Below are 21,482 nucleotides of genomic sequence, written 5' to 3'. Positions count from 1 at the left end.
CCGCTGACCAGCACCGGCAGCAGGCCGACCCGCCGCCCGGCCGCCCGCAGGTCCGGCCAGTCGCGCGGGGCCGCCGGGCCGTCCGCGTACCAGAGCAGCGGCTCGTGCCAGGGGCCGTCCAGCGTGGCGTCCACCAGGGAGCCGGGCGGGAGGTCCAGGCCGGAAGTGGCCAGGGAGGGCAGGGGATTGGGGAGCGTCGCCATGATGGTGAGCCTAAGCGGCGGCACTGACAACGTGCGGGGCGGAGACATGCACGTACGACGACTTCTTCGCCGCCGGTGGCCTGCGGGTCGCGGACACCGGCGGCAGCCCCCTGCGGGCTCCGTGACCGTCCCGACGTGCCCGGGGTCCTAAAGCCGGTGCGCGGCGGTGGTGGCTGGATAATGATGTCGAGCATGAGCCTGTACGTCGATGATCCCGCCCGCATCGGAACCACCCGCCTCTCCGACGGGAGGGTCCTCGGATGGGCCGAGTGGGGGCCGGAGGACGGGCTGCCCGTCCTGCTCTCCCCCGGGGCCGCGACCAGCCGGTGGCTCGGGATCGGGGCCGGGGCCGTCGAGGCGGAGGGCGTCCGGCTGGTCTCGGTGGACCGGCCCGGGCTCGGGGTCTCCACGCCCGCGCCCGACCGGACCTTCGCCGACTTCGTGGACGACGTACGGGAGTTGGCCGGGCTGCGGGGCCTGGGCCCGTTCCCCGCCATGCTCGGGAACTCCCAGGGCGCTCCCTTCGCCCTCGCCTGCGCGGCGGCGGGCGCCGTCTCCGCGCTCACGCTCGTCTCGGCCGCCGACGAGGTCGCGGCACCGGAGTTCGCCGCCGCGCTGCCCGACGGGGTTCGGGACCTGGTCGAGCGGGTGGCGGAGGACCCGGTCGGGGCGGAGAAGGTGTTCGCCGGGTTCGACGCGGACGCGATGCGGCGGATGGTTCTGGCCGGAAGCCCGGCGTGCGACCTCGTCGTTTACGAGGACCCCGGTTTCGCCGCCGCCTACGGTCGGGCGCTCGACGAGGCGTTCTCCCAGGGGGCTGCGGCCGGGTACGCCCGGGACACCGTGCTCGCGATGGGGCGCTGGCCCATCGACCTCGGCGCGATCACCGTCCCGGTCGAGGTCTGGTACGGCGAGGAGGACGCCTCCCACTCGCCCGACCTCGGCCGCCGGCTCGTCTCCCGTATCCCAGGGGCGCGGCGCACGGTCGTGCCGGGGGTCGGCGGCGCGCTGCTCTGGGCCACCGCCGAGCCGATCCTCGCGTCGCTGGCGGAGACCGTACGGCCGGACGAGCCGGTCGAGCGGGACTGGCGGGAGGAGCAGGCCCGGCGGAGGACCGTACGGGGGAGACGGCCGGGGACCGTGCAGGGGGGCGGGCGCGGCTAGACCCCGCTGCCAGTGCCCGGGCTTATCGTCGAAGCCCGTTGCGCGCCGCCCGGTCGTCCCCGTCGACCGGGCCGATCCGATCCGACAGGAGCCCCCGGTGAACAGGATCGTCACGTCCATCTCGCTCTCCCTCGACGGCTTCTTCGAAGGGCCCGACCAGGACATCGACTGGCACACCGTCGACGAGGAGGTGCACCAGCACTTCAACGACTACCTCCGGACGATGGGCGGCTTCGTCGAGGGGCGCGTCACCTACCAGCTGATGGAGGAGTTCTGGCCGACCGCCGATCAGGCCCCGGACAGCGAGGGGCCGATGGCCGAGTTCGCGGGCATCTGGCGGGACATGCCGAAGTTCGTCTTCTCGCGGACGCTGGAGAGCGTGGGGCCGAACGCGACGCTGCTGCACGAGGTCGACCCCGAGCAGGTGCGCGGTCTGCGGGACGCCGCTTCGGGGGACCTGGTGGTCGGCGGGGCGGACCTGCTGGAGTCGTTCCGGCGGTTCGACCTGATCGACGAGTACCGGATCTACGTCCATCCCGTCATCCTCGGCCGGGGCCGCCCGTTCTTCCGGGACACGGAGGAGCGGCAGATGCTCCGGCTGCTGGAGACCCGGACCTTCGGCAACGGGGTCGTGCTGCTCCGTTACGAGACGGTCCGGGCGGGATAGCGACGGTGTGGGGTCAGGCGGTGGCCGCGTAGGCGGCGAACGCCGACCAGGCCGTGGGCGCGACGGTGAACGTCGGGCCCTCGATGTCCTTGGAGTCACGGACGTGGACGGCGGCGGGGTGGGCGGCGATCTCGACGCACTGCCCGCCTTCGTCGGAGCTGTAGCTCGACTTCCGCCAGTCGTAGGCGACTTCGAGGCACGCACCGCCTTCGTCGCCGCTGTAGCTCGACTTGAACCAGTTCAGTGCGGTGCTCATGTCTCTCCCAGTAAGCGGGCCAGCAGGCGCAGGGTCTCCACAGGGCTGAGCGTCCGGGCTCGCAGCATCGCATATTTCTGGGCGAGGATGCTGACCTCGTTCCGGTCGGAGATCAGCTGGCTGCCGCGCTGGGTCTCCGTGTACGCGACGTGTTGGTGGTCCGGTGTCTCCAGGAGGGTGAAGGGGCCTGCGAGGCCTGCGTGGACCCTGCTGTCGAGCGGGAGCATCTGGAGGCAGACGCCCGGGAGTTGGGCCATCGCGTAGAGGTGGCGGAGCTGTTCCCGGTGGTCCTCGTCCGAGGTCAGTCTCATCATCAGGACCGGTTCCCAGATCACGATGCTGGTGGCCGGCGGCTTCTTCCGGTCCAGGATCTGCTGGCGTTGCAGCCGCGTCGCCGTCTGGGTCTCGATCTCCTCCGGGCTGTAGACCGGGACCTTGTTGCCGAACACCGCTTGCGCGTACGCCGATCGTCTCCGCCAGATCCGGGACGAGCGAGCGCCTGCCCTGCTCGACGGAGGCGATCGTGTCCTCCTGTACGCCTGCCGCTTGGGCGAGTTCGGTCTGCGTGAGGCCCGCCTCCTTGCGAAAGCGGGCCAGCAGCTTGCCCACGAGCTTCATGGTCGACGCGTCCTTACGCTGTCGCTTTCTGGGGTGCATACGGTTCCCACTCCCACCCCGGAACCCACTTCACGCATGCGCGACCCGTACAACAAATGTGTACGGGTCGCGCACAGTTACCGCACGTCAGGCACTGACCTGGCCTACCGCGTCCGCTCAGTACATCAGGGCGGTCTCGACGTCCGACTGCCAGTAGGTGACGAAGCCCAGGCCGTCCGTGAAGGTCTCCGCCGGGAGCTTCACCGTGGCCTCGTTCTTCGGCTCGTTGTTCCTGTCGACCATGGTGACGCCGAGGTTGTCGCTCTTGACCGGCTCGTTCTGACCGGGCTCTCCGAGGAGCGCGATGCCCGCGTACGCCTTCTCACCCGGGGAGAGCGTGACGACCGCCTGCGGCTTGCTGTCGTCGTAGACCGGGTACACGGCCTGGGCGTCGTCGAAGCGGAGGAACGGCGCGTAGTAGGCGGCGCAGTCGGTGGAGCCGGTGTTGGTCACCGTGAGCAGCAGGTGGTTGATCGGGCGGCTCACCGAGGAGACCTTGACGGTGGAGTTCGTGGTCGTGCAGGCCGGGATCGACGCCGGGGCCTTCGCGTTCGGCGCGGCCTCCGGCTTCTTGCCGTTGCTCTCACCGTTGCCGTTGCCGCCCGCGTGCTTCCCCGCGGCGGGGACGGTCTGCGTCTCGGGCGTTCCGGCCTTCGGTGCGTCCGGCTGTGCCGTGCCGTCGGCGTCGTCGGTGGCGCCGCTCGTCGCCGTCGGCTTCGCCGTATCGGTCGTGGCGGCCGCCTTGGTGCCCATGGCCTTGTCCTCGCCGCCACAGGCGGTGAGCGAGAGAGCGGCCACGAGGGCGGTGGCGGCGAGGGCGGTGGTGCGGATGCGGTTGGTGCGCATGGTGGTGGTACTCCCCGTGACGGTTGGCGTGTTGGTCCGGTTGAACGGCCGGCCCGTGGTTGCTGCTGGGTCCTGCTGTGGTCTGGTCCGAGCTTGTGGGACGGCGGATTCCGGCCGCAACGCCTGCTGAACCATTGGGGATGCTGGAACGTCTACGCGTACGGTGACCTGCGGGGATTCCGCGTCCTTGGAACGCCGTTCCGGGACGCACGAGGAAGGGGAACGCCGTCGTGGCGACGCCGGAGGCCGTGGAGTTCGCGGCTCTGCTGAAAGATCTGAAGGACCGTTCGGGGCGCAGCTACGGTGTGCTGGCGGGAAAGCTGCACGTCAGCACGTCGACCCTCCACCGGTACTGCAACGGGGACGCCGTACCGAACGAGTTCGCCCCGGTGGAGCGGTTCGCGCGGGTGTGCGGGGCGTCCGGCGACGAGTTGGTGGAGGTGCACCGGCGGTGGATCGTGGCGGACGCGGCGCGGCGGCGGCCTCCGGCGGGGGCGGCGCCGGGGACGGCTGAGTCCGCGTCTGCGCCCGTTCCTGCCCCTGCCCCTGCCCCCGTTCCTGCCTCTGCGCCAGCTCCTGTGCCTGGTGTTGTTCCCGAAGGCGTCGACGTCGCTGAGGCCGTCGAGCCGTCCGAGCCGTCTGTTGTGTCCGGCGGCACTCGGCCGGCGGCGGGCTCCCGGTGGTCCCGGCTCTCCCGGCGTACGCGGGTGCTCATCGCCGCCGCCGGGGTCGCCGCGCTCCTCGTGCCCACCACCGTCGTCGCCGCCGACCTCGTCGGGTCGGGGAAGGAGGACGGTGGGAGCGCCGCGGACCGGGTGGAGGACGCGGGCGGAGACCGCGGGCCGGCGGTGGAAGGCTCCGCTTCGGCGACGCCCCGCCCCTCCGCGAGCCCGAGTTCGACCGGTCCTTCGGCGAGCGCCTCCGCGTCCCCCTCGGGGCCGTCGTCCGCCAAGCCCTCGGGCTCCGGTCCGGAGCGGCCGCAGAGCGGTGGCGGCAGCGGCGGCGGCAGCGGTACGGGCCTCGGGGCTCCGCCGACCGTCAGCATCTCCTCGTACAACTGGGAGGAACCCTGCGGCCAGCACTATCTGGTCGACCGGGAGCCCGACGAGCTCGACCCGCCGCCCGCGCCGCAGGACCGGCGCGGCTGGGCGGAGTCGTACGGCGGGGTCGACGCCGGGAACATGCTGCTCCAGCTCACCGTGCAGGGCACCTCGCGCGAGGCGGTCGTCCTCAAGGGCATGAACGTCCGGGTCGTCTCCCGCAAGGCCCCGCTGCCCTGGTCGGCGTATCTGATGGGCAACGGCTGCGGCAGCGGGATCATGCCCCAGACCTTCGCCTCCCACCTCGACGCCGGGCATCCCACCCTCCGGCCGGTGCCGGGGAGGCAGGGGGACACGGCGGTTCCGGCCGTGGACTTCCCGTACAAGGTGTCGTCCGAGGACGTGGAGGTCTTCAACCTCGATATGAAGGCCGTCGGTTACGACGTCACCTGGTACCTGGAGCTGGAGTGGAGCAGCGGCGGGAAGGAAGGGACGCTGCGGATCGACGACCACGGGAAGCCGTTCCGCACCAGCGGGATGAAGGGGCGGCCGGAGTACATGTACGGCAACGAGGAGACCGGGTGGGAGCCCGTGACCTAGCGCCGTGTCCTGGCTCGGTTCTCGTCCCCCGGCTGCGGGGGACGTACAGGCCCTTCGCGGCGGAAGGTCGCTTCCGTCCGGATTCGTACAGGAGTACAGTCGCCGGGTCCCCGCGGTCCGCCCGGTTCCGGCCGGTCTGCCGCCCCAGCCCGCCTCCCCACCAGGTGACCCATGTCCGTGACTGCCGAAGCCTCCGACCCGACGGCTCTGGACGCCCGTACCTGCGAGGAGCGGTCCCTGCGGCTCAGACGCAGGCTGGAGCGGCTGATCGGTATCGCCGCCACCGAGGGGAACGCCCTCCTTCCGCTCCGTAACGGCGACGAGATATTCGGCGCGATGCTGGAGGCCATCCGGGGCGCGGAGCACACCGTGGACCTGATGACGTTCGTCTACTGGCGCGGTGACATCGCTCTCCGGTTCGCCGAGGCGCTGGCCGAGCGGGCCCGGGCCGGGGTCCGGGTACGGCTCATGCTCGACGGGTTCGGTTGCCGGCTCATCGAGAAGGACCAGCTGGAGCTGATGGACCGGGCGGGGGTCACCGTGACCTGGTTCCGCAAGCCCCTCCACCTCTCGCCGCTGAAGCAGAACCATCGCTGCCACCGCAAGGTCCTCGTCGTCGACGAGCGCACCGCGTTCACCGGGGGCGTCGGGATCGCCGAGGAGTGGTGCGGCGACGCCCGCAACGAGCACGAGTGGCGCGACACCCACGTCCGGGTCACCGGCCCCGCCGTCGACGGCCTGGCCGCCGCGTTCGCGCAGAACTGGGCCGAGTGCCACGAGGAGCTCTTCGACGAGCGCGACCGGTTCGTCGTCGGCGAGCACCACGGGGACGCCGTCGTCCAGGTCGTACGCGGCTCCGCGTCCTTCGGGTGGCAGGACATGCAGACCCTGATCCGGGTCGTCCTGGAGTCCGCCGAGGAACGCGTCCGCCTCACCACCGCCTACTTCGCCCCCGACGCCTACTTCACCGGGCTCCTCTGCGACGCCGCCCGGCGCGGGGTGGAGGTCGAGATCCTGCTGCCCGGCCCGCACACCGACAAGCGGGTCTGCCAGCTCGCCGGCCAGCGCTTCTACGAGGAGCTGACCGCCTGTGGCGTGAAGATCTTCCAGTACCAGCCGACGATGCTGCACGCCAAGATCCTCACCGTGGACCGGGTCGCGAGCCTCATCGGCTCCACCAACTTCAACCGGCGCTCGCTCGACCACGACGAGGAAGTCATGCTCGCCGTCCTCGACCGGGACTTCACCGCCACCCTCGACGGCCACTTCGACGAGGACCGGGAGAAGAGCGTGCTGATCGAGCGCGGCCGGTGGAAGCGCCGCGACCTCCTCCAGCGGGCCCGGGAAGCAGCCGTCCTGCCCATCCGCCGTTTCCTCTGAGGCCCGGTCCGCTCCCGGGGCGTGCTCCCGCGCTCGCCGGGCAGGCGGGGAGGACGACCGTCGTCCGCCATGTGAAGGGAAGGGCCCCATGAGCGCCACCGCCGACACCTCACCGGCACCGTCCGCCGCGGTGATCACCGAACCCCTGCCCGACCTCCAGCTCCAGCTGCTCATCCAGCTCCTCGACGAGGACCCCCGCTCCAGCCTGCCTCTCACCCTGACGCACCCCGGCGGCCTGCTGCACGGGGACGTCATCGGGCACGAGCAGTGGAAGGCCGAGTGGGCCAGGAGCCTGCGCCAGGTCGAGGGGGAGGGGGCCCATCTGCTCGCCGAGTTCCCCGAGACGGTCGACCAGGGCGTACGGGAACTGCGTGCCGACGAGGACGCGGAGGCGGGCCGGCTGCCCCGTTGGATCCATCTGCGGGACGTCACCCTCGCCGGCGGGGCGATGAGCCCGGTCTCCCTGCCGCTGTGGCGCGGACGCCTCGCCGACGTGTCGGGGTGGGCGCTGGGCCGCCCGCAGTAGGCGGCCCCGTAACCGCGCCGGAGACGGCGGTGCCACTCAACTCCGGCCCGTTGCTTAGGCTTTCGGTATGACCACAGAGAACCTCCCGGCCGACGGCACGCCGGGCTCGCCCGTCACCTTCATCAACGTCTTCGAGATCTCCGCCGACGAGCTCGACGCGTTCGTCGAGAAGTGGGAGGAGAGGGCCCGCCTCATGAGGGAGAAGCCGGGATTCATCGACTCGCGGATGCACCGGGCCCGCTCATCGGACTCCCGCTTCCAGCTCGTCAACGTCTCCCACTGGGAGAGCCAGGAGGCGTGGGAGGCCGCCACCGCCGACCCCGACTTCGCCTCCCGTACCCGGGCCGCACGCGAGCAGGCCGTGCGGCCGGTCACCCCGAACCCGGCGGTCTACGACGTCGTCGTGGAACTCACCGCCCCCTGACCCGACCCCTGCGCGCGTCGGCCCCGGCACCTGTGACGGTGACCGGGGCCGACGTACGTACAGCCGGGTGCGGGATCAGAGCCGCTCGGGCGTCCGGATGCCCAGCAGCGCCATCCCCTGGTGCAGGGTCCGGGCGGTCAGCTCGACCAGGAAGAGCCGGTTCTCGACGACCTCCGGGGCGTTGTCCGGGCTGAGCACCTGGCACTGGTCGTAGAACGTGGTCAGGTGCGACGCCAGCTGGTAGAGATACGCGGCCAGCTTGTGCGGCTCGTAGCCCGCCCCGACCTCGGCGAGGACCTCGCCGAACTGGTCCAGGTGCAGACCGAGCGCCCGCTCCGCCGGGGCCAGCTCCAGCTCCGGGTGGGCGGCCGGGACCGCGTCCCCCGCCTTGCGCAGGATCGACTGGATCCGGGCGTACGCGTACTGGAGGTACACCGACGTGTCGCCGTGCAGCGCCACCATCTGGTCCAGGTCGAACTTGTAGTCCCGCACGGCGGAGGTCGACAGGTCCGCGTACTTCACCGCGCCGATGCCGACGTACCGGCCGTTCTCGACGATCTCCTCCTCGGACAGGCCCACCTTGTCGGCCTTGTCCCGGACGACCGCCGTGGCCCGCGCGACCGCCTCGTCGAGGAGGTCCTCCAGCCGCACGGTCTCGCCCTCACGGGTCTTGAACGGCTTGCCGTCCTTGCCGAGGACCGTGCCGAAGGCGAGCTGCACGGCCTGGACGTCCTCGTTCAGCCAGCCGGCCCGCCGGGCCGTCTCGAAGACCATCTTGAAGTGCAGCGACTGCCGTGCGTCCACCACGTACAGCAGGGTGTCCGCCTTGAGGTCCTGCACCCGGTTCCGGATCGCGGAGAGGTCGGTCGCCGCGTAGCCGTAGCCGCCGTTCGTCTTCTTCACGATGAGCGGGACCTTGTTGCCGTCCGGGCCCTTCACATCGTCGAAGAACACGCACAGCGCACCCTCGGAGCGGACGGCGACGCCCGTCTCCTCCAGGATCCGGCAGGTCTCCTCCAGCATGTCGTTGTAGCCGGACTCACCGACGATGTCCGGGTCGTCGATCACCATGTCGAGCTTGTCGAACACCGAGTGGAAGTAGATCTTCGACTCGTCGACGAAGCGGTGCCACAGCTCCAGCGTCTCGGGATCCCCGGCCTGGAGGGCCACCACGCGGTCCCGGGACCGCGCCTTGAACTCCTCATCGGAGTCGAACAGGACCCGCGACTCCTTGTAGACCCGGTTCAGCGTCGACATCGCCGCCTCGCCGTCGCTCGCGCCGCCCTCGTGCTTCAGCGCGCCGGGGTGCTCGATCAGATACTGGATGAGCATGCCGAACTGGGTGCCCCAGTCGCCGATGTGGTGGCGCCGGACCACGTTCTCGCCGGTGAACTCCAGGATCCTGACCACGGCGTCGCCGATGACCGCCGACCGCAGGTGGCCGACGTGCATCTCCTTGGCCACGTTCGGCTGGGCGTAGTCGATGACCGTGGTGCCGGCCGCCGCCTTCAGCGGCACGCCGAGCCGGCCCTCGCCGTCCGCCGCCCGGGCGGCCAGCGTCTCGACGATCGCCCGGTCGGTGAGCGTGATGTTGAGGAAGCCGGGCCCGGAGACCTCGATGTCCTTGATCAGCCCGCCCGCCGGGAGGGCGGCGGTCACCTGGGCGGCCAGCTCACGCGGGTTGCCCTTGAGCTTCTTGGCGAGCGCCAGGATGCCGTTGGCCTGGAAGTCGGCCCGGTCGCTTCGGCGCAGCAGCGGGTCCGCGGCGCCGGCATCCGGCAGCGCTGCCGTCAGGGCGTCCGCCAGCTGCTGCTGGAGCGTGGAAGCGAGGGAAGGGACCGAGGCCATGGCTGGCTGCCGTTTCCGTAGGGGTACAAGGGATCGCTCCAGTATCCCACGGGGCGTAAAGCCGTTTTCGCGCTGCGGGGGGTAGCTGGGAGAATGGTCGGTACCCCATCGGGAAACGACAGACGAGAGAAGGACGTGCCGACCGTGGCCGAGAGTCAGACCAGCACCGAGACCGACTGGGTCTCCCGCTTCGCGGACGATGTCATCGCCGAATCGGAGCGTCGTGCGCCTGGCAAACCGGTCGTCGTCGCCTCCGGACTGTCCCCGTCGGGCCCGATCCACCTCGGCAACCTCCGCGAGGTGATGACCCCGCACCTGGTCGCCGACGAGGTCCGCCGCCGCGGGTACACCGTGCGCCACCTGATCTCCTGGGACGACTACGACCGCTACCGCAAGGTCCCGGAGGGCATCCCGGGGGTCGACACGGCGACCTGGACCGAGCACATCGGCAAGCCGCTGACCTCGGTGCCCGCCCCGGCCGGCTCCGCGTACCCGAACTGGGCCGAGCACTTCAAGGCCGCCATGACGGCCGCCCTGGACGAGCTGGGCGTCGAGTACGACGGAATCAGCCAGACGGAGCAGTACACGGCCGGGACCTACCGCGAGCAGATCCTGCACGCGATGAAGCACCGCGCCGACATCGACGCCGTCCTGGACCGCTACCGCACCAAGAAGGACCCGGCCGGCGGCCCGCAGAACAAGGGCGGCAAGAAGCCGCAGCAGCAGAAGAAGGTCGACGAGGCCGAGCTGGAGGCCGCCGAGGGCTCCGGTGCCGCCGACGAGGACGACGGCAGCGGCAACACCGCCGGCTACTTCCCGTACAAGCCCTACTGCGGCAACTGCGAGAAGGACCTCACCGTCGTCACCTCCTACGACGACGATACGACCGAGCTGAACTACACCTGCTCGGCGTGCGGCTACGCCGAGACGGTCCGCCTCAGCGAGTTCAACCGCGGCAAGCTCGTCTGGAAGGTCGACTGGCCGATGCGCTGGGCCTACGAGGGCGTGATCTTCGAGCCCAGCGGCGTCGACCACTCCTCGCCCGGCTCCTCCTTCGTCGTCGGCGGCCAGATCGTCCGCGAGGTCTTCGACGGCGTCCAGCCCATCGGGCCCATGTACGCCTTCGTCGGCATCTCCGGCATGGCCAAGATGTCCTCCAGCAAGGGCGGGGTGCCCACCCCGGCCGACGCGCTGAAGATCATGGAGGCGCCGCTGCTGCGCTGGCTCTACGCCCGCCGCAAGCCCAACCAGTCGTTCAAGATCGCCTTCGACCAGGAGATCCAGCGGCTGTACGACGAGTGGGACTCGCTGGGCCGCAAGGTCGCCGACGGCACGGTGCTGCCCGCCGACGCCGCCGCGTACTCCCGTGCCGTCCGCACGGCGGCCGGGGAGCTCCCGAGCACCCCGCGCCCGCTGCCGTACCGGACGCTCGCCTCGGTCGCCGACATCACCGCGGGCGCCGAGGACCAGACGCTGCGCATCCTCGGCGAGCTGGACCCGGACAACCCGCTGACCTCGCTGGACGAGGCCCGCCCCCGCCTCGACCGCGCCGAGAGCTGGATCACCACCCAGGTCCCGGCCGAGGCCCGCACCATCGTCCGGGACGAGCCCGACAAGGAACTGCTCGGCTCGCTCGACGACCAGGGCCGCGAGTCGCTGCGTCTCCTCCTGGAGGGGCTGGACTCGCACTGGTCGCTGGACGGGCTCACCACGCTCGTCTACGGCGTGCCGAAGGTGCTGGCGGGACTGGAGCCGGACGCCAAGCCGACGCCCGAGCTGAAGGCCGCGCAGCGGTCCTTCTTCGCGCTGCTCTACCGGCTGCTCGTCAGCCGCGACACGGGGCCCCGCCTGCCCACGCTGCTGCTCGCGGTGGGGGCGGACCGGGTGCGGAGGCTGCTGGGCGCGTAGCGCCGCCGCGGTACGGACGACAAGGGCCGCCGGCCGGGAATCCCTCCCGGGCGGCGGCCCTTCGCCGTGCTGTGCGGCCGTACGTCAGGTGCTCTGGGCGGCCGTGGCCGTGGCCGTGGTGCGCTGGGTGTAGAGGCTCTTGAACTGCGGCATGAGGTCCTGGAGCAGCTCCGCGGAGCGCGGGTGGTGCACGTCGCGCTTGTCGGCCAGGGTGATGTCGAGGGCTGCGAGGGTCGGGTACTGGCCCTCCTGATCGGTCAACGCGGTGTACTCCTCGAACGCCCGGTTGGCGAAGTCCTCGTCCTCCTGGGACCAGGGCTCCAGCTGCGGTGCCTCTTCGGGGACGGCGGGCGGCTCCTCGTCGGCGGCCTGCCGGGCTGCCTGGACCGGCTGGGCTGCCTGGGTCTGCTGGGTCTGTTGTACGCGTTCCGGGGCCTCGTGGAGGTCTTCGTCGAGGTCTTCACGGCGGGGGTGCGGGACCGCGCCGATCGTGCCGACGTCGCCGAGGGGCCGGGTGCGGCCGGGGCCCAGGGGGACCGCGGCCGGAGTGGGTTCCAGGCCCTCGGCGTGCTCCGGGTCGTACGCGCTGGCGTGCGCGGCCTCCGGAAGCTTCTGGGCGGCGAACCAGGGGCTGTCGTGGGTGGGCGGAACCTGCGAGGTGTCCAGGGCCTGGGAATGTTCCTGGTGCTGGGCAGGCTGCTGGGCCTGCTGCTCGGGGTACGGGGCCTGCTGGAGGTGCTGGGTCTGCCGTTGGTGCTGCTGGTGTTGCTGGGGTGCCTGCTTCTGGAGTGACATCGAGTGCTGTTGCTGCTGCTGCTGTTGTGGGTGCTGCTGTGCCTGCTCCTGCCCCGGCTCCCGCTGGGGCTCGTACGGCAGCTCCGCCTTCGGTCGGGACCCCTCGACCGGGGGCAGCAGCGCCGGCTCGATGCCGGCGGCGGCGAGCCCGGCCGGGGCGGTCTCGGCGAGCGGGACGCCGTACTTCGCCAGGCGCAGCGGCATCATCGACTCGACCGGGGCCTTGCGCCGCCAGTTGCGCCCGAAGCGGGCCTGGAGCCGGGCCTGGTAGATCAGCCGGTCCTGTTCGAGCTTGATGACCTGCTCGTAACTGCGCAGCTCCCACAGCTTCATCCGCCGCCACAGCTTGAACGTGGGGACGGGGGAGAGCAGCCAGCGCGTGAGGCGCACGCCCTCCATGTGCTTGTCGGCCGTGATGTCCGCGATCCGGCCCACCGCGTGCCGGGCGGCCTCGACGGAGACGACGAACAGCACCGGGATCACCGCGTGCATCGCGGTGCCCAGCGGGTCGGGCCAGGAGGCGGCGCCGTTGAACGCGATCGTCGCGGCGGTCAGCAGCCACGCCGTCTGGCGCAGCAGCGGGAACGGGATCCGCATCCATGTGAGCAGGAGGTCAAGGGCGAGCAGGACGCAGATGCCCGCGTCGATGCCGATGGGGAAGACCAGGGAGAACGACCCGAAGCCCTTGTCCTCCGCGAGCTCGCGCACGGCGGTGTAGGAACCCGCGAAACCGATCGCGGCGATGAGCACCGCACCGGCGATGACGACCCCGATGAGTATGCGGTGCGTGCGTGTCAGCTGCATCGCGGCCACGCGCGATCCCCTCCCCGACCTCTGTACCCGGACCCGGCTTCGCGGCCGGCGTTGTTTTTCGGCCGGACATCGGACGCCCGGCGATGGCACAGCCTGGCACATGTGTGCGAGTCGCGTTGCGCGGGGAGGAGCCGTCAAGCTGTTCTCGGGGCCGGGCGGGCTCGTGGCGGCCCGTCGGAGAGCGGAGGAACTCGGCCTGAAAGCCCGGGACTTCGGTGCCGACGGGGGCTTCGGCGGGGACTTCGACGGGGGCCGTGGCTCCGGCGGGGGCCGGGCTTCAGCGGGGATGGGGGCTCCGGCGGTGGCGGCATGGGGGGTCGCCACCGCCGAAGAGTCACTCGCAGCCGCGCTGCCAGTTCCAGCCGACGAACGTGTTCTTCAGGTCGACCTCGAACGTGCAGGACGCGGTCCCGTCGGCCTTGAGCGCCACGGTGGAACGGTGCGTGTTGGCGTACACGGTGCCCGTCGGGTCGAAGATCCCCTGGTAGGAGAACGAGGCGTTGGCCACGTTGGTGGAGACCGCGCAGTTCGCGACGCAGTCGGCGGACTTGCCCGAGGACTCCAGCGACCAGCCCGCGTTCCACGGTTCACGGTTCCACTGCTGGGTCGCGTCGGTGGAGGAGGCGGTGACCACGGTGCCGTCGGAGCTCCAGTCGGACGTCGTGTAGAGGCCCGTCATCCGGATGTTGCAGCAGTCGTACATCTCCGAATAGCTCCGGACCTGCCGGTCGCCCTGGGCGGCGGCCGGAGCCGCCTGCGCGTTCGCGGCCGGGCCGGCCTTCGGTACCAGCCGTGCGGGGCCGAGCACCGGAGTGCAGTCGGGGCCGATGGAGACGTCCTGCCGCACGGACATGCCCGCGGGCGGTACGGGCAGGGCGCCGGACAGCTTCACGTCCGCGCACGCACGGGCGTCGCCGGGCGCCGCCGTCCCCACCTCGCTCGGCGCCGCGGTGGCGGAGGCGGCCGTGAGCGCGAGAAGACCGGTCGTGAGTGCGGCGGCGAGTGCGATTCGATGGCGCAATTCCCTTGCCTTTCCTCGAGGTTCGCCGTGGAGCGTAACTGCGCCCACCGCGATCCGAACGGAACGGGGAGAGGGTTGGCATGAAGGTGACAGGCGCATATCCCGGGGCGTGCCCCAACGTGCGAAACCCGGCCCCAGGGGGGCCGGGCGCGGGAAAAGCGGTGCTGGGAGGGGGTGTTGGCGTCCTGCCGGCCGCGTGGGCCTCAGGCCACGTTGTGCGTCCGGACGCCGGGGCGGGCCGTCAGCTCGACTTCGCCTTCGGCTTCGCCGTCGACTTGGGGTCGTCGCTGTCGCTGCCCTTGGCCGCGTCCTTCGTGCTGTCCTTCTTGCTGTCGTCCGAGCCGCCCTTCGCCGGGGGCGTGACCTTGGCGTCGTCGGTTTCGGCGACAGCGGCGACCGCTTCCTTCGCCGCCTTCTGCGCGCCCTTGACGATGCTCGCGGACGAGGGGGTCTTCGCACCCGCGTAACCCGCGCCGTTGTACGTCAGGGTGACGACGACATTGCCCGTGCGCGCCACGACGGTGGCGTACGCGAAGTCCTCGTCCGTCTTGCTGAGGCCGTAGGTCACGGTGGTGGCCTCCTCGCCGATGCCGGTGGTGGGCTCGGCGGCGACCTTCTCGGCCCCCTCGGATGCCTTCGCCTTGGTGACCTGCTTCGCGTACTCGGCGGTGGCGCGCTTGGCGCCGCTGCCCAGCGACTGGTCCGAATCGAAGCGGGTGAAGCCGACGTCCAGCCAGCGGTACTGGGAGCCGTCGACGCCCTTGTCGTCCAGGCCGTTCCAGGAGCAACTGCTCCGGGCCGCCAGGTCGTTGGACCGGCCTGCCGTGCCGTTCTTCTTCTTCGCCTCGGGCACCAGGTCCTTGATCGTCTTCTTGTTGATCGAGGCGCACGGGTCGGGCAGATCGGCGAACCTCGCCGCTTCGACGGTGGGCTCCGTCGGCTTGGCGCTGGGGGTGCCGGACGAGGAGGAGCCCGCGTTCTTCTTGCTGTCGGAGTCGGAGTCCGACGAGCAGCCGACGGCTACGAGCATCACCGGAACGGCGGCGCAGGCGAGGATGCGGGACAGGCGCGGGGCTGATCGGTGCATGGTTCCTTCACTCGGATGGCACGGAGCTCTCGGTGCTGGAGGTCTCGGTTCGTGCGGTGTACGGGTGGGCTCGGCAGCGGGTCGGTTCGTCTTCCGGACAGCCACCGTACGACGGCCGGAGGCCGTCCCGTGCCGCCGCCGAGGGCCCCCGGAGACCGGAATCCGGCCGGTGGGGGCCCGTCGGGCGGGGTCTATTCGCTGAGCGTCTCGGCCAGCTTCCGGGCCAGTGCCTGGGCCTTCTCCTGGAGTTCCCTGCTGTCGGGCACCTGGGTGACGAGGGCCGGCTGCTCGGCGTACCGGACGGTCACGACCACGTTCGATGTGCGGAATACCACGCTCACCGTGCGGCGCTGTGCGGTGGAACCTGCACGTGTGGGCAGATTATGCAGAAACGCGGCATCTCCGAGGTTGTCGAGGACGCGGGAGGGGAGGGCGCCCTCCGGGCCGGTGCCCCCGTTGCCGCCTCCGTTGCCGTCTCCGGAGGGTGAGGACGAGGAGGAGGCCGAGGGGTCCGCCGAGGCCGTGGTGCCCCCCGTCGCACCCTCCGGCTTCTCCGCGTCGGCGCCCTTGCCCTTCTCCTTCTCGCCCGGGGCCCCGGTGTTCTTCTCCGCGTCCGGCCCAGGGGTCGCCGACGACGAGAGGCCGGCGGCCTTCTCTTTCTTCGCGTAGACGGTGTCGGCGCGGTCGTCGTCGCTGACCGCGGGGTCGTACGAGACGACGCGCTCGAAGTCGATGGAGAGGCTGCGGGTGGCGTTCGGCGCGTCGGACTTCCAACTGCAGCCGACCTTGCGGTCGGTGTCGTACGTGACGGACGCCGACCCCCGGAACACCTTCTCCTGCTGGTCCCCGGGCAGTTCCGCGGCGCCGGGCAGCAGGTCCTTCAGGGTGCCGCGCGGCACGGCGCGGCAGGGGGCGGGCAGGGTCTCGTACTTGCCCGGGGGCGCGGGGGTGACCGTCGGGCTGCCCGCCTTGCTGTCGGCGCCGTTCGCGTTGCTGTCGGAGCCGGCGCTGCAGCCGACGACGAGCGCTGCCAGAAGCGCGACGCCGGGTACGTACGCCATGTCTCGCACCGTCCCAGGCTCCCTTCGGTACGGAAAACGGGTTGCCGCCCGAAGGCGGCCGATGGACACAATGTGTATCGCACGCGCCGCTGTGAATGCCGGTCGGCCGACAGGTTTGCCGATCTTGGCACCGGTTTTGCGCTTTCAGTCTTTTCGGGGGAATCGAGGAGTTATGTCGTACGTAGAGGTGCCGGGAGCGAAGGTTCCCATCCGGATGTGGGCGGACCCCGCGTCGGTCGAGGACGTGGCGATGCAGCAGCTGCGCAACGTCTCCACGCTGCCGTGGATCAAGGGCCTCGCCGTCATGCCGGACGTCCACTTCGGCAAGGGGGCGACGGTCGGGTCGGTGATCGCGATGCAGGGCGCGGTGTGCCCGGCCGCGGTCGGGGTGGACATCGGCTGCGGGATGTCGGCCGTCCGGACGTCCCTCACCGCGAACGATCTTCCCGGCGACCTGTCGCGGCTGCGTTCCAAGATCGAGCAGGCCATTCCGGTCGGCCGGGGGATGCACGGCGACGCGGTGGACCCGGGGAAGCTGCACGGGTTCCCGACGTCGGGATGGGACGACTTCTGGGGGCGGTTCGGGGGGATCGCCGATGCGGTCAAATTCCGTCAGGAGCGCGCCACGAAGCAGATGGGAACGCTCGGATCGGGAAATCATTTTATCGAGTTTTGTCTCGATGAGACCGGTTCTGTCTGGTTGATGCTGCATTCCGGCTCGCGGAACATCGGCAAGGAGCTGGCCGACTTCCACATCGGCCAGGCGCAGAAGCTGCCGCACAACCAGGGCTTGGTCGACCGTGACCTGGCGGTGTTCATCGCGGACACCCCGCAGATGGCCGCGTACCGCAACGACCTCTTCTGGGCGCAGGAGTACGCGAAGTTCAACCGGGCGATCATGATGGGACTCTTCCAGGACGTGGTCCGCAAGGAGTTCAAGAAGGCCCGGGTCACCTTCGAGCAGGTCATCTCCTGCCACCACAACTACGTGGCGGAGGAGCGGTACGAGGGCATGGACCTGCTGGTCACCCGCAAGGGCGCGATCCGGGCGGGGTCCGGCGACTTCGGGATCATCCCGGGGTCCATGGGCACCGGTTCGTACATCGTGAAGGGCCTCGGCAACGAGAAGTCCTTCAACTCGGCGTCGCACGGCGCGGGGCGCCGGATGAGCCGGAACGCGGCGAAGAAGCGCTTCTCGACCAAGGACCTGGAGGAGCAGACGCAGGGCGTGGAGTGCCGTAAGGACTCCGGTGTCGTGGACGAGATCCCCGGAGCGTACAAGCCGATCGAGCAGGTCATCGATCAGCAGCGGGACCTGGTCCAGGTCGTCGCGAAGCTCAAGCAGGTGGTGTGCGTGAAGGGCTGAGCCCGCTACGCCCCGCCCCCGTACGTCGCGTAGTCCGGTGGTCCCGTGGCCGTGAAGACGTGTACGGAGACCCCGGCCGGGGTCGTCCGGTGGCTGAGGAGCCGCAGGCCGGCCGGGGCGCCGCCGTCCGGGAACAGTCTGCGGCCCTCGCCCACCACGACCGGGGCGATGGCCAGGCGCAGTTCGTCGACCAGGCCCGCGGCCAGCAGCGACTGGGCCAGGCGGGCGCTGCCGTGGACCTGGAGGTCCCGGCCGGGGCGCCGTTTCACCTCGGCCACCTGGGCGGGGATGTCGCCGGAGAGGATCGTGGTCGGGTCCCACGTGGCCTCGGTCAGGGTGTTCGAGGCCACGTACTTCGGCAGGCCGTTCAGGATGCCGGAGAAGGGGTGGTCGGTCATTCGCGGCCAGTCGCGGGCGAAGTTCTCGTAGGTGCGGCGGCCGAACAGGAAGGCGTCCGCCTCGCCGAGCCACTCGCCCGCCTGCCGCTCGAACTCCTCGTCCAGGTGCGGCACGAACCAGCCGCCCCGGGTGAACCCGTCGCTGGTGTCCTCGTCCGGGGACCCGGGGCCCTGGGAGACGCCGTCGAGCGTCAGGAACTCCTGCACCACCAGCTTCATCGGGCACCACTCCCTCGTGGGCTTTCCGGCCGGTACGGCGGCCGGGGGCGCCTCCTTCCTAACACGACGCGGCCGGGGGCGCCGGGGACGAGGGCCCGTGCGCCGGCGCATGTCGGCCGGCGGGAGGCTCCTGTTCCGGCTCCGTCAGGTCCGCCTCCGTCAGGGAGGCGACCAGTACCGTGCGCGGGCCCGGCTCGATGCCGGGTACCGAGGGGACGGCGAGCAGGCGGCACCCCGCGGCCAGGGCGGCGGCGGCGCCCGTGGGGGTGTCCTCGACGGCCAGGCAGTCCTGCGGGGTCACCCCGAGCGCCGCCGCCGCCGCCAGGTACGGGTCGGGGTGCGGCTTGCCGCGCGCCGTCTCGCCCGAGGCGACCGACGTGTCGAACCGGTGCCGGCCCAGGGTGTCGAGCACCAGGTCGGCCACATGACGCTCGGACGCGGTCACCAGGGCCGTCGGCACTCCCAGCGCGCGTGCCCGGTCCAGGAGCCGGAGAGCGCCGGGCTGGACGGTCACCCCGGCCGCCACCCGCGCGGTGAACTCCTGGTCGAGCAGGGCGGCCGTCGCCGCCTCCGACAGGGCGGTGAGTCCGCCGCGTACGAGACGTCCGGCCGCGTCGGCCACCGCGGCGCCCGCGAACGGGGCGAGGGTGCCCGCGTCCGCCGGGGAGCCCTGCGTCCGCAGGAACCCGGCGACGGTGTCCAGCCAGGCGTGCTCGGTGTCGACGAGGGTGCCGTCCATGTCGCACAGCAGGGCGGCGGGTCGGGGGAGCGGAGGCATACGGGGCTCGCTGTTCCTGGGGCGGAGGGGCGGCGGGGTTGCGGGGTGGGGCGGACGAACCGGGGCCGGTGGCCCGTGGGGCACCGGCTGCCCGGCGTGTCAGTCGGCGGCGGTGCGCACCAGCGGATTGGCCTGTACCGAGTTGCGGACGGTGAAGACGACCGAGCCGGGCCGGTAGCGGTCGTCCGAGGTCTCGACGGGCCGGCCCTCGGACGTGGTCGTGGTGCGGCGCACCCGCAGCAGCGGGGAGCCGCGCCGGACGCCCAGCTCACGGGCGTCCGTGGTGCCGGCGGCGACCGCGTCCAGATGGTGCTCGCCGTGGCTCATGACCACGCCGGCCTCCTCGTACAGGCTCTGGGTGACCGACTCGCAGTCGTCCGGCAGCCCTTCGACGGCCGCCGCCACCCACCCCGCGTACACCGTGCGTTCCAGGAGTGCCGGCTCCCCGTCCAGGGTGCGCACCCGCAGGACGTGCAGGACCGGGTCGCCCGGGGCGAGCTGGAGCTGGGCGGCCTGCGCCTCGGTCGCCCTCGCGCGGTGCGAGCGGAGCACCAGGCCGCCCGGGGTGCGGTCGCCGGCCCTGGCCCACTGGGCGAAGCTGCGCAGCTCGGTGAAGCTCTGGCTGGGGGTGGTGGACAGGACGGTCCGGCGGGCGCCCTGCCGGGACCCGATCAGGCCCTCCGACTGGAGTGTGCCGAAGGCCTGCCGGAGGGTGCCCCGCGATACGCCGTGGGCCAGGGCCAGTTCGGACTCGGACGGCAGTTCGGAGCCCACGGGGTGGGTGCCTTCGGCGATGGCGCGGCGCAGCTCCTCGGCGATCTGCTGGTGCCGTCGGGTCACGTCTCTCCTCGGGGCTTTCGGGTTGCCGGGCTTCCGGGGGACGGGGTGCGCCGGAAGCGCGGTGCGTGGTGGGTGCGCAGGGACGATCATGTCATCCGCGCGAGGCACGGTGCATCTCCGGTCTGTGCGCAGGAGGTGGATTCCCCGAAGTGTGAACCCTGCGTCTAACCGCTTTGGGGAGCGCGTAAACCTACGTCTCTATAACGCTTCTGACCTGCACTTTTTACCTCCTCAAAGCTTTACCCGCTGGTCACTTGGCTGTTAGCTTCGGCTGGCTTACTGACGATGGCTTGTCCATACAGGTGGCTTGCCGCCAGACCCAGGAGTACGCATTGTGAAGGCACACCGTCCCCGCCGCGTCCTGACCGCCGCGGCCCTTGCCGGTCTCACCGCCCTGGTGGCCGCCGGCTGTGGCTCCGCACCCGACGACGCCGGTGCGAGGAACAGCAAGGCCGCGAAGGCGGAGTCGGCCGCGGACCTCGGCGGTATGGAGAAGCTCGTCGCGGCGGCGGAGAAGGAGGGCAAGCTCAACGTCTACGCCCTCGCGCCGGACTGGGCCAACTACGGCGAGATGATCGCGGCGTTCGAGAAGAAGTACGACATCGAGGTCAACAACGAGGACCCGGGCGGCAGCAGTCAGGGCGCGCTGAACGCGGCGGCCAAGCGCAAGGGCCAGGACCGGGCCGTCGACGCGCTGGACCTCGGCACCTCGTACATGCAGGAGGCCAAGAAGCAGGACCTGCTCGCGGCGTACAAGGTCGAGGGCTGGGACGGCATCCCGGACGCGCAGAAGCAGCCGGACGCCTCCTTCATGAACAACTACGGCGGCTTCATGTCCATCGGCTGTGACGCCAAGGCCGTCAAGAACTGCCCCGAGACGTTCGAGGACCTGCTGAAGCCCGAGTACCGGAACAAGGTCGCGCTCAACGGCGACCCGACCGAGTCCAGCTCCGCGCTGGCCGCCGTCGTCGCCGCGTCGCTGGCCAACGGCGGCTCCCTGGACGACGCGCAGCCGGGTCTCGACTTCTTCCGGGAGTTGAGGAAGAAGGGCAACTTCGTCCCCGCGAAGTCCACGCTCGCCACCATCCAGCAGGGCGAGACGCCGATCTCGATCGACTGGGACTACCTCAACCTGGGCTACGGCCAGAAGCTGAAGCCCAAGGGCGTCGACTGGCAGGTCGCGGTGCCCGGCGACGGCCTGTACGCGCGTTACTACAACCAGGGCGTCAACAAGTACGCCCCGCACCCGGCCGCCGCCCGCCTGTGGCTGGAGTTCGTCTACAGCCCGGAGGGCCAGAACATCTGGCTCAAGGGCTTCTCGCGTCCGGCGCTCCTCGACGCGATGAAGAAGGACGGCACCGCCGACAAGGCCGCCGTCGCCCGGATCCCCGAGGTTCACGGCACTCCGGAGGAGCCGACCGCGGACCAGGAGGCGAAGGCCAAGGAGACGGTCGTCCAGGGCTGGGGCAAGGCGGTCAGCTGACCATGGCCGACACCACCGCACCTCCTCCCGCGGGGAGCGGAGCCGCCACCCCGGCGGGCTCCGCGCCCGCGGGCCCGGCGGGCTCCGTGCCCGCGACGGGCC

At 71.2% G+C, this 21,482-nt stretch carries 19 protein-coding genes and 2 pseudogenes; 9 read left to right on the top strand and 12 right to left on the bottom strand.

Translation table 11 applies throughout. The annotated features are described in order from the left end of the window. A pseudogene (locus CR470_RS22390) lies at window positions 1-203 on the bottom strand (DUF4253 domain-containing protein); the annotation flags it as partial. A gap of 192 nt (window positions 204-395) precedes the next feature. Between CR470_RS22390 and CR470_RS22385 the strand changes: the two are divergent. Further along, window positions 396-1,367, top strand: a complete 972-nt coding sequence (locus tag CR470_RS22385; protein WP_097869342.1) for an alpha/beta fold hydrolase — start codon at window positions 396-398, stop codon at window positions 1,365-1,367. 97 nt (window positions 1,368-1,464) lie between these two features. Next, window positions 1,465-2,034 carry a dihydrofolate reductase family protein gene (locus CR470_RS22380; RefSeq protein ID WP_097869341.1) on the top strand — a complete coding sequence of 190 codons (570 nt, stop codon included), beginning with the start codon at window positions 1,465-1,467 and terminating at the stop codon, window positions 2,032-2,034. Window positions 2,035-2,047: 13 nt separating this feature from the next. On the opposite strand, the gene CR470_RS22375 is transcribed toward CR470_RS22380, so the two are convergent. The 3 genes and pseudogenes from CR470_RS22375 to CR470_RS22365 all read right to left on the bottom strand — a co-directional run bounded on the left by CR470_RS22375 (window position 2,048) and on the right by CR470_RS22365 (window position 3,793). Continuing rightward, window positions 2,048-2,290 carry a DUF397 domain-containing protein gene (locus CR470_RS22375; protein WP_097869340.1) on the bottom strand — a complete coding sequence of 81 codons (243 nt, stop codon included), beginning with the start codon at window positions 2,288-2,290 and terminating at the stop codon, window positions 2,048-2,050. Further along, window positions 2,287-2,908: pseudogene (locus tag CR470_RS22370) on the bottom strand (helix-turn-helix domain-containing protein). Before CR470_RS22370 ends, CR470_RS22375 begins: the two are co-directional and overlap by 4 nt. Window positions 2,909-3,064: 156 nt before the next feature. Continuing rightward, entirely contained in the window at window positions 3,065-3,793 is a 729-nt protein-coding gene (locus CR470_RS22365) for a DUF4232 domain-containing protein (RefSeq protein WP_097869339.1), read from the bottom strand. 230 nt (window positions 3,794-4,023) lie between these two features. Between CR470_RS22365 and CR470_RS22360 the strand changes: the two genes are divergently transcribed. The 4 genes from CR470_RS22360 to CR470_RS22345 all read left to right on the top strand — a co-directional run bounded on the left by CR470_RS22360 (window position 4,024) and on the right by CR470_RS22345 (window position 7,763). Beyond that, complete coding sequence (locus CR470_RS22360) at window positions 4,024-5,433, top strand: helix-turn-helix domain-containing protein (RefSeq protein WP_097869338.1); 1,410 nt, start codon at window positions 4,024-4,026, stop codon at window positions 5,431-5,433. A gap of 171 nt (window positions 5,434-5,604) precedes the next feature. Next, a complete protein-coding gene (locus tag CR470_RS22355) occupies window positions 5,605-6,813 on the top strand; it encodes a phospholipase D-like domain-containing protein (RefSeq protein WP_097869337.1) in 1,209 nt (402 codons plus the stop codon). 88 nt (window positions 6,814-6,901) lie between these two features. Continuing rightward, window positions 6,902-7,339, top strand: coding sequence for a hypothetical protein (locus CR470_RS22350; protein ID WP_097869336.1), 438 nt, complete (start codon window positions 6,902-6,904; stop codon window positions 7,337-7,339). Window positions 7,340-7,406: 67 nt separating this feature from the next. After that, window positions 7,407-7,763, top strand: a complete 357-nt coding sequence (locus CR470_RS22345) for an antibiotic biosynthesis monooxygenase family protein (RefSeq protein WP_097869335.1) — start codon at window positions 7,407-7,409, stop codon at window positions 7,761-7,763. A gap of 75 nt (window positions 7,764-7,838) precedes the next feature. On the opposite strand, the gene argS is transcribed toward CR470_RS22345, so the two are convergent. After that, the gene (argS, locus tag CR470_RS22340; RefSeq protein ID WP_097869334.1) at window positions 7,839-9,611 is read right to left on the bottom strand and encodes an arginine--tRNA ligase; all 1,773 of its coding nucleotides are present in this window, start codon (window positions 9,609-9,611) and stop codon (window positions 7,839-7,841) included. A gap of 135 nt (window positions 9,612-9,746) precedes the next feature. On the opposite strand from argS, the gene lysS reads away from it, so the two are divergent. Next, a complete protein-coding gene (gene lysS / locus CR470_RS22335) occupies window positions 9,747-11,519 on the top strand; it encodes a lysine--tRNA ligase (protein ID WP_097869333.1) in 1,773 nt (590 codons plus the stop codon). An 84-nt stretch (window positions 11,520-11,603) separates the two neighbouring features. Here the strand turns inward: lysS and CR470_RS22330 are convergent, their stop codons facing one another. From CR470_RS22330 to CR470_RS22315, 4 genes are all read right to left on the bottom strand, one after another. Next, entirely contained in the window at window positions 11,604-13,127 is a 1,524-nt protein-coding gene (locus CR470_RS22330; protein WP_097869332.1) for a DUF2637 domain-containing protein, read from the bottom strand. Between the two features lie 334 nt (window positions 13,128-13,461). After that, window positions 13,462-14,148: a hypothetical protein gene (locus CR470_RS22325; RefSeq protein WP_097869331.1), complete on the bottom strand. Its 687-nt coding sequence runs from the start codon at window positions 14,146-14,148 to the stop codon at window positions 13,462-13,464. 241 nt (window positions 14,149-14,389) lie between these two features. Further along, entirely contained in the window at window positions 14,390-15,235 is an 846-nt protein-coding gene (locus CR470_RS22320) for a DUF3558 domain-containing protein (RefSeq protein ID WP_097869330.1), read from the bottom strand. A gap of 191 nt (window positions 15,236-15,426) precedes the next feature. After that, a complete protein-coding gene (locus CR470_RS22315; RefSeq protein ID WP_097869329.1) occupies window positions 15,427-16,296 on the bottom strand; it encodes a hypothetical protein in 870 nt (289 codons plus the stop codon). A gap of 172 nt (window positions 16,297-16,468) precedes the next feature. Here CR470_RS22315 and CR470_RS22310 point away from each other — a divergent pair, with 172 nt between their 5' ends. After that, the gene (locus CR470_RS22310; RefSeq protein WP_097869328.1) at window positions 16,469-17,662 is read left to right on the top strand and encodes an RtcB family protein; all 1,194 of its coding nucleotides are present in this window, start codon (window positions 16,469-16,471) and stop codon (window positions 17,660-17,662) included. Window positions 17,663-17,667: 5 nt separating this feature from the next. Here CR470_RS22310 and CR470_RS22305 read toward each other — a convergent pair whose 3' ends face one another. The 3 genes from CR470_RS22305 to CR470_RS22295 all read right to left on the bottom strand — a co-directional run bounded on the left by CR470_RS22305 (window position 17,668) and on the right by CR470_RS22295 (window position 19,897). Next, the gene (locus CR470_RS22305; protein ID WP_097869327.1) at window positions 17,668-18,279 is read right to left on the bottom strand and encodes a dihydrofolate reductase family protein; all 612 of its coding nucleotides are present in this window, start codon (window positions 18,277-18,279) and stop codon (window positions 17,668-17,670) included. 58 nt (window positions 18,280-18,337) lie between these two features. Continuing rightward, complete coding sequence (locus CR470_RS22300) at window positions 18,338-19,057, bottom strand: HAD family hydrolase (RefSeq protein WP_097869326.1); 720 nt, start codon at window positions 19,055-19,057, stop codon at window positions 18,338-18,340. Window positions 19,058-19,156: 99 nt separating this feature from the next. Next, window positions 19,157-19,897: a GntR family transcriptional regulator gene (locus CR470_RS22295; protein ID WP_097869325.1), complete on the bottom strand. Its 741-nt coding sequence runs from the start codon at window positions 19,895-19,897 to the stop codon at window positions 19,157-19,159. Between the two features lie 334 nt (window positions 19,898-20,231). Between CR470_RS22295 and CR470_RS22290 the strand changes: the two genes are divergently transcribed. Further along, a complete protein-coding gene (locus tag CR470_RS22290) occupies window positions 20,232-21,380 on the top strand; it encodes an extracellular solute-binding protein (RefSeq protein WP_097869324.1) in 1,149 nt (382 codons plus the stop codon). The last annotated feature ends 102 nt before the right edge of the window (window positions 21,381-21,482 follow it).

Origin of the sequence: Streptomyces sp. rh34 (genome assembly GCF_002551245.1) — a bacterium.
Classification (GTDB): domain Bacteria; phylum Actinomycetota; class Actinomycetes; order Streptomycetales; family Streptomycetaceae; genus Streptomyces.
This window is presented reverse-complemented; position numbering and strand designations above follow the sequence as displayed.

Bases quoted from the DNA above. Each gene is read 5' to 3' on its own strand.
- CR470_RS22310 (WP_097869328.1), top strand. From the start codon at position 16,469: ATGTCGTACGTAGAGGTGCCGGGAGCGAAGGTTCCCATCCGGATGTGG.
- CR470_RS22375 (WP_097869340.1), bottom strand. From the start codon at position 2,290: ATGAGCACCGCACTGAACTGGTTCAAGTCGAGCTACAGCGGCGACGAA.
- CR470_RS22300 (WP_097869326.1), bottom strand. From the start codon at position 19,057: ATGCCTCCGCTCCCCCGACCCGCCGCCCTGCTGTGCGACATGGACGGC.
- CR470_RS22350 (WP_097869336.1), top strand. From the start codon at position 6,902: ATGAGCGCCACCGCCGACACCTCACCGGCACCGTCCGCCGCGGTGATC.
- CR470_RS22320 (WP_097869330.1), bottom strand. From the start codon at position 15,235: ATGCACCGATCAGCCCCGCGCCTGTCCCGCATCCTCGCCTGCGCCGCC.
- CR470_RS22365 (WP_097869339.1), bottom strand. From the start codon at position 3,793: ATGCGCACCAACCGCATCCGCACCACCGCCCTCGCCGCCACCGCCCTC.
- argS (WP_097869334.1), bottom strand. From the start codon at position 9,611: ATGGCCTCGGTCCCTTCCCTCGCTTCCACGCTCCAGCAGCAGCTGGCG.
- CR470_RS22385 (WP_097869342.1), top strand. From the start codon at position 396: ATGAGCCTGTACGTCGATGATCCCGCCCGCATCGGAACCACCCGCCTC.
- CR470_RS22305 (WP_097869327.1), bottom strand. From the start codon at position 18,279: ATGAAGCTGGTGGTGCAGGAGTTCCTGACGCTCGACGGCGTCTCCCAG.
- CR470_RS22355 (WP_097869337.1), top strand. From the start codon at position 5,605: ATGTCCGTGACTGCCGAAGCCTCCGACCCGACGGCTCTGGACGCCCGT.
- CR470_RS22315 (WP_097869329.1), bottom strand. From the start codon at position 16,296: ATGGCGTACGTACCCGGCGTCGCGCTTCTGGCAGCGCTCGTCGTCGGC.
- CR470_RS22345 (WP_097869335.1), top strand. From the start codon at position 7,407: ATGACCACAGAGAACCTCCCGGCCGACGGCACGCCGGGCTCGCCCGTC.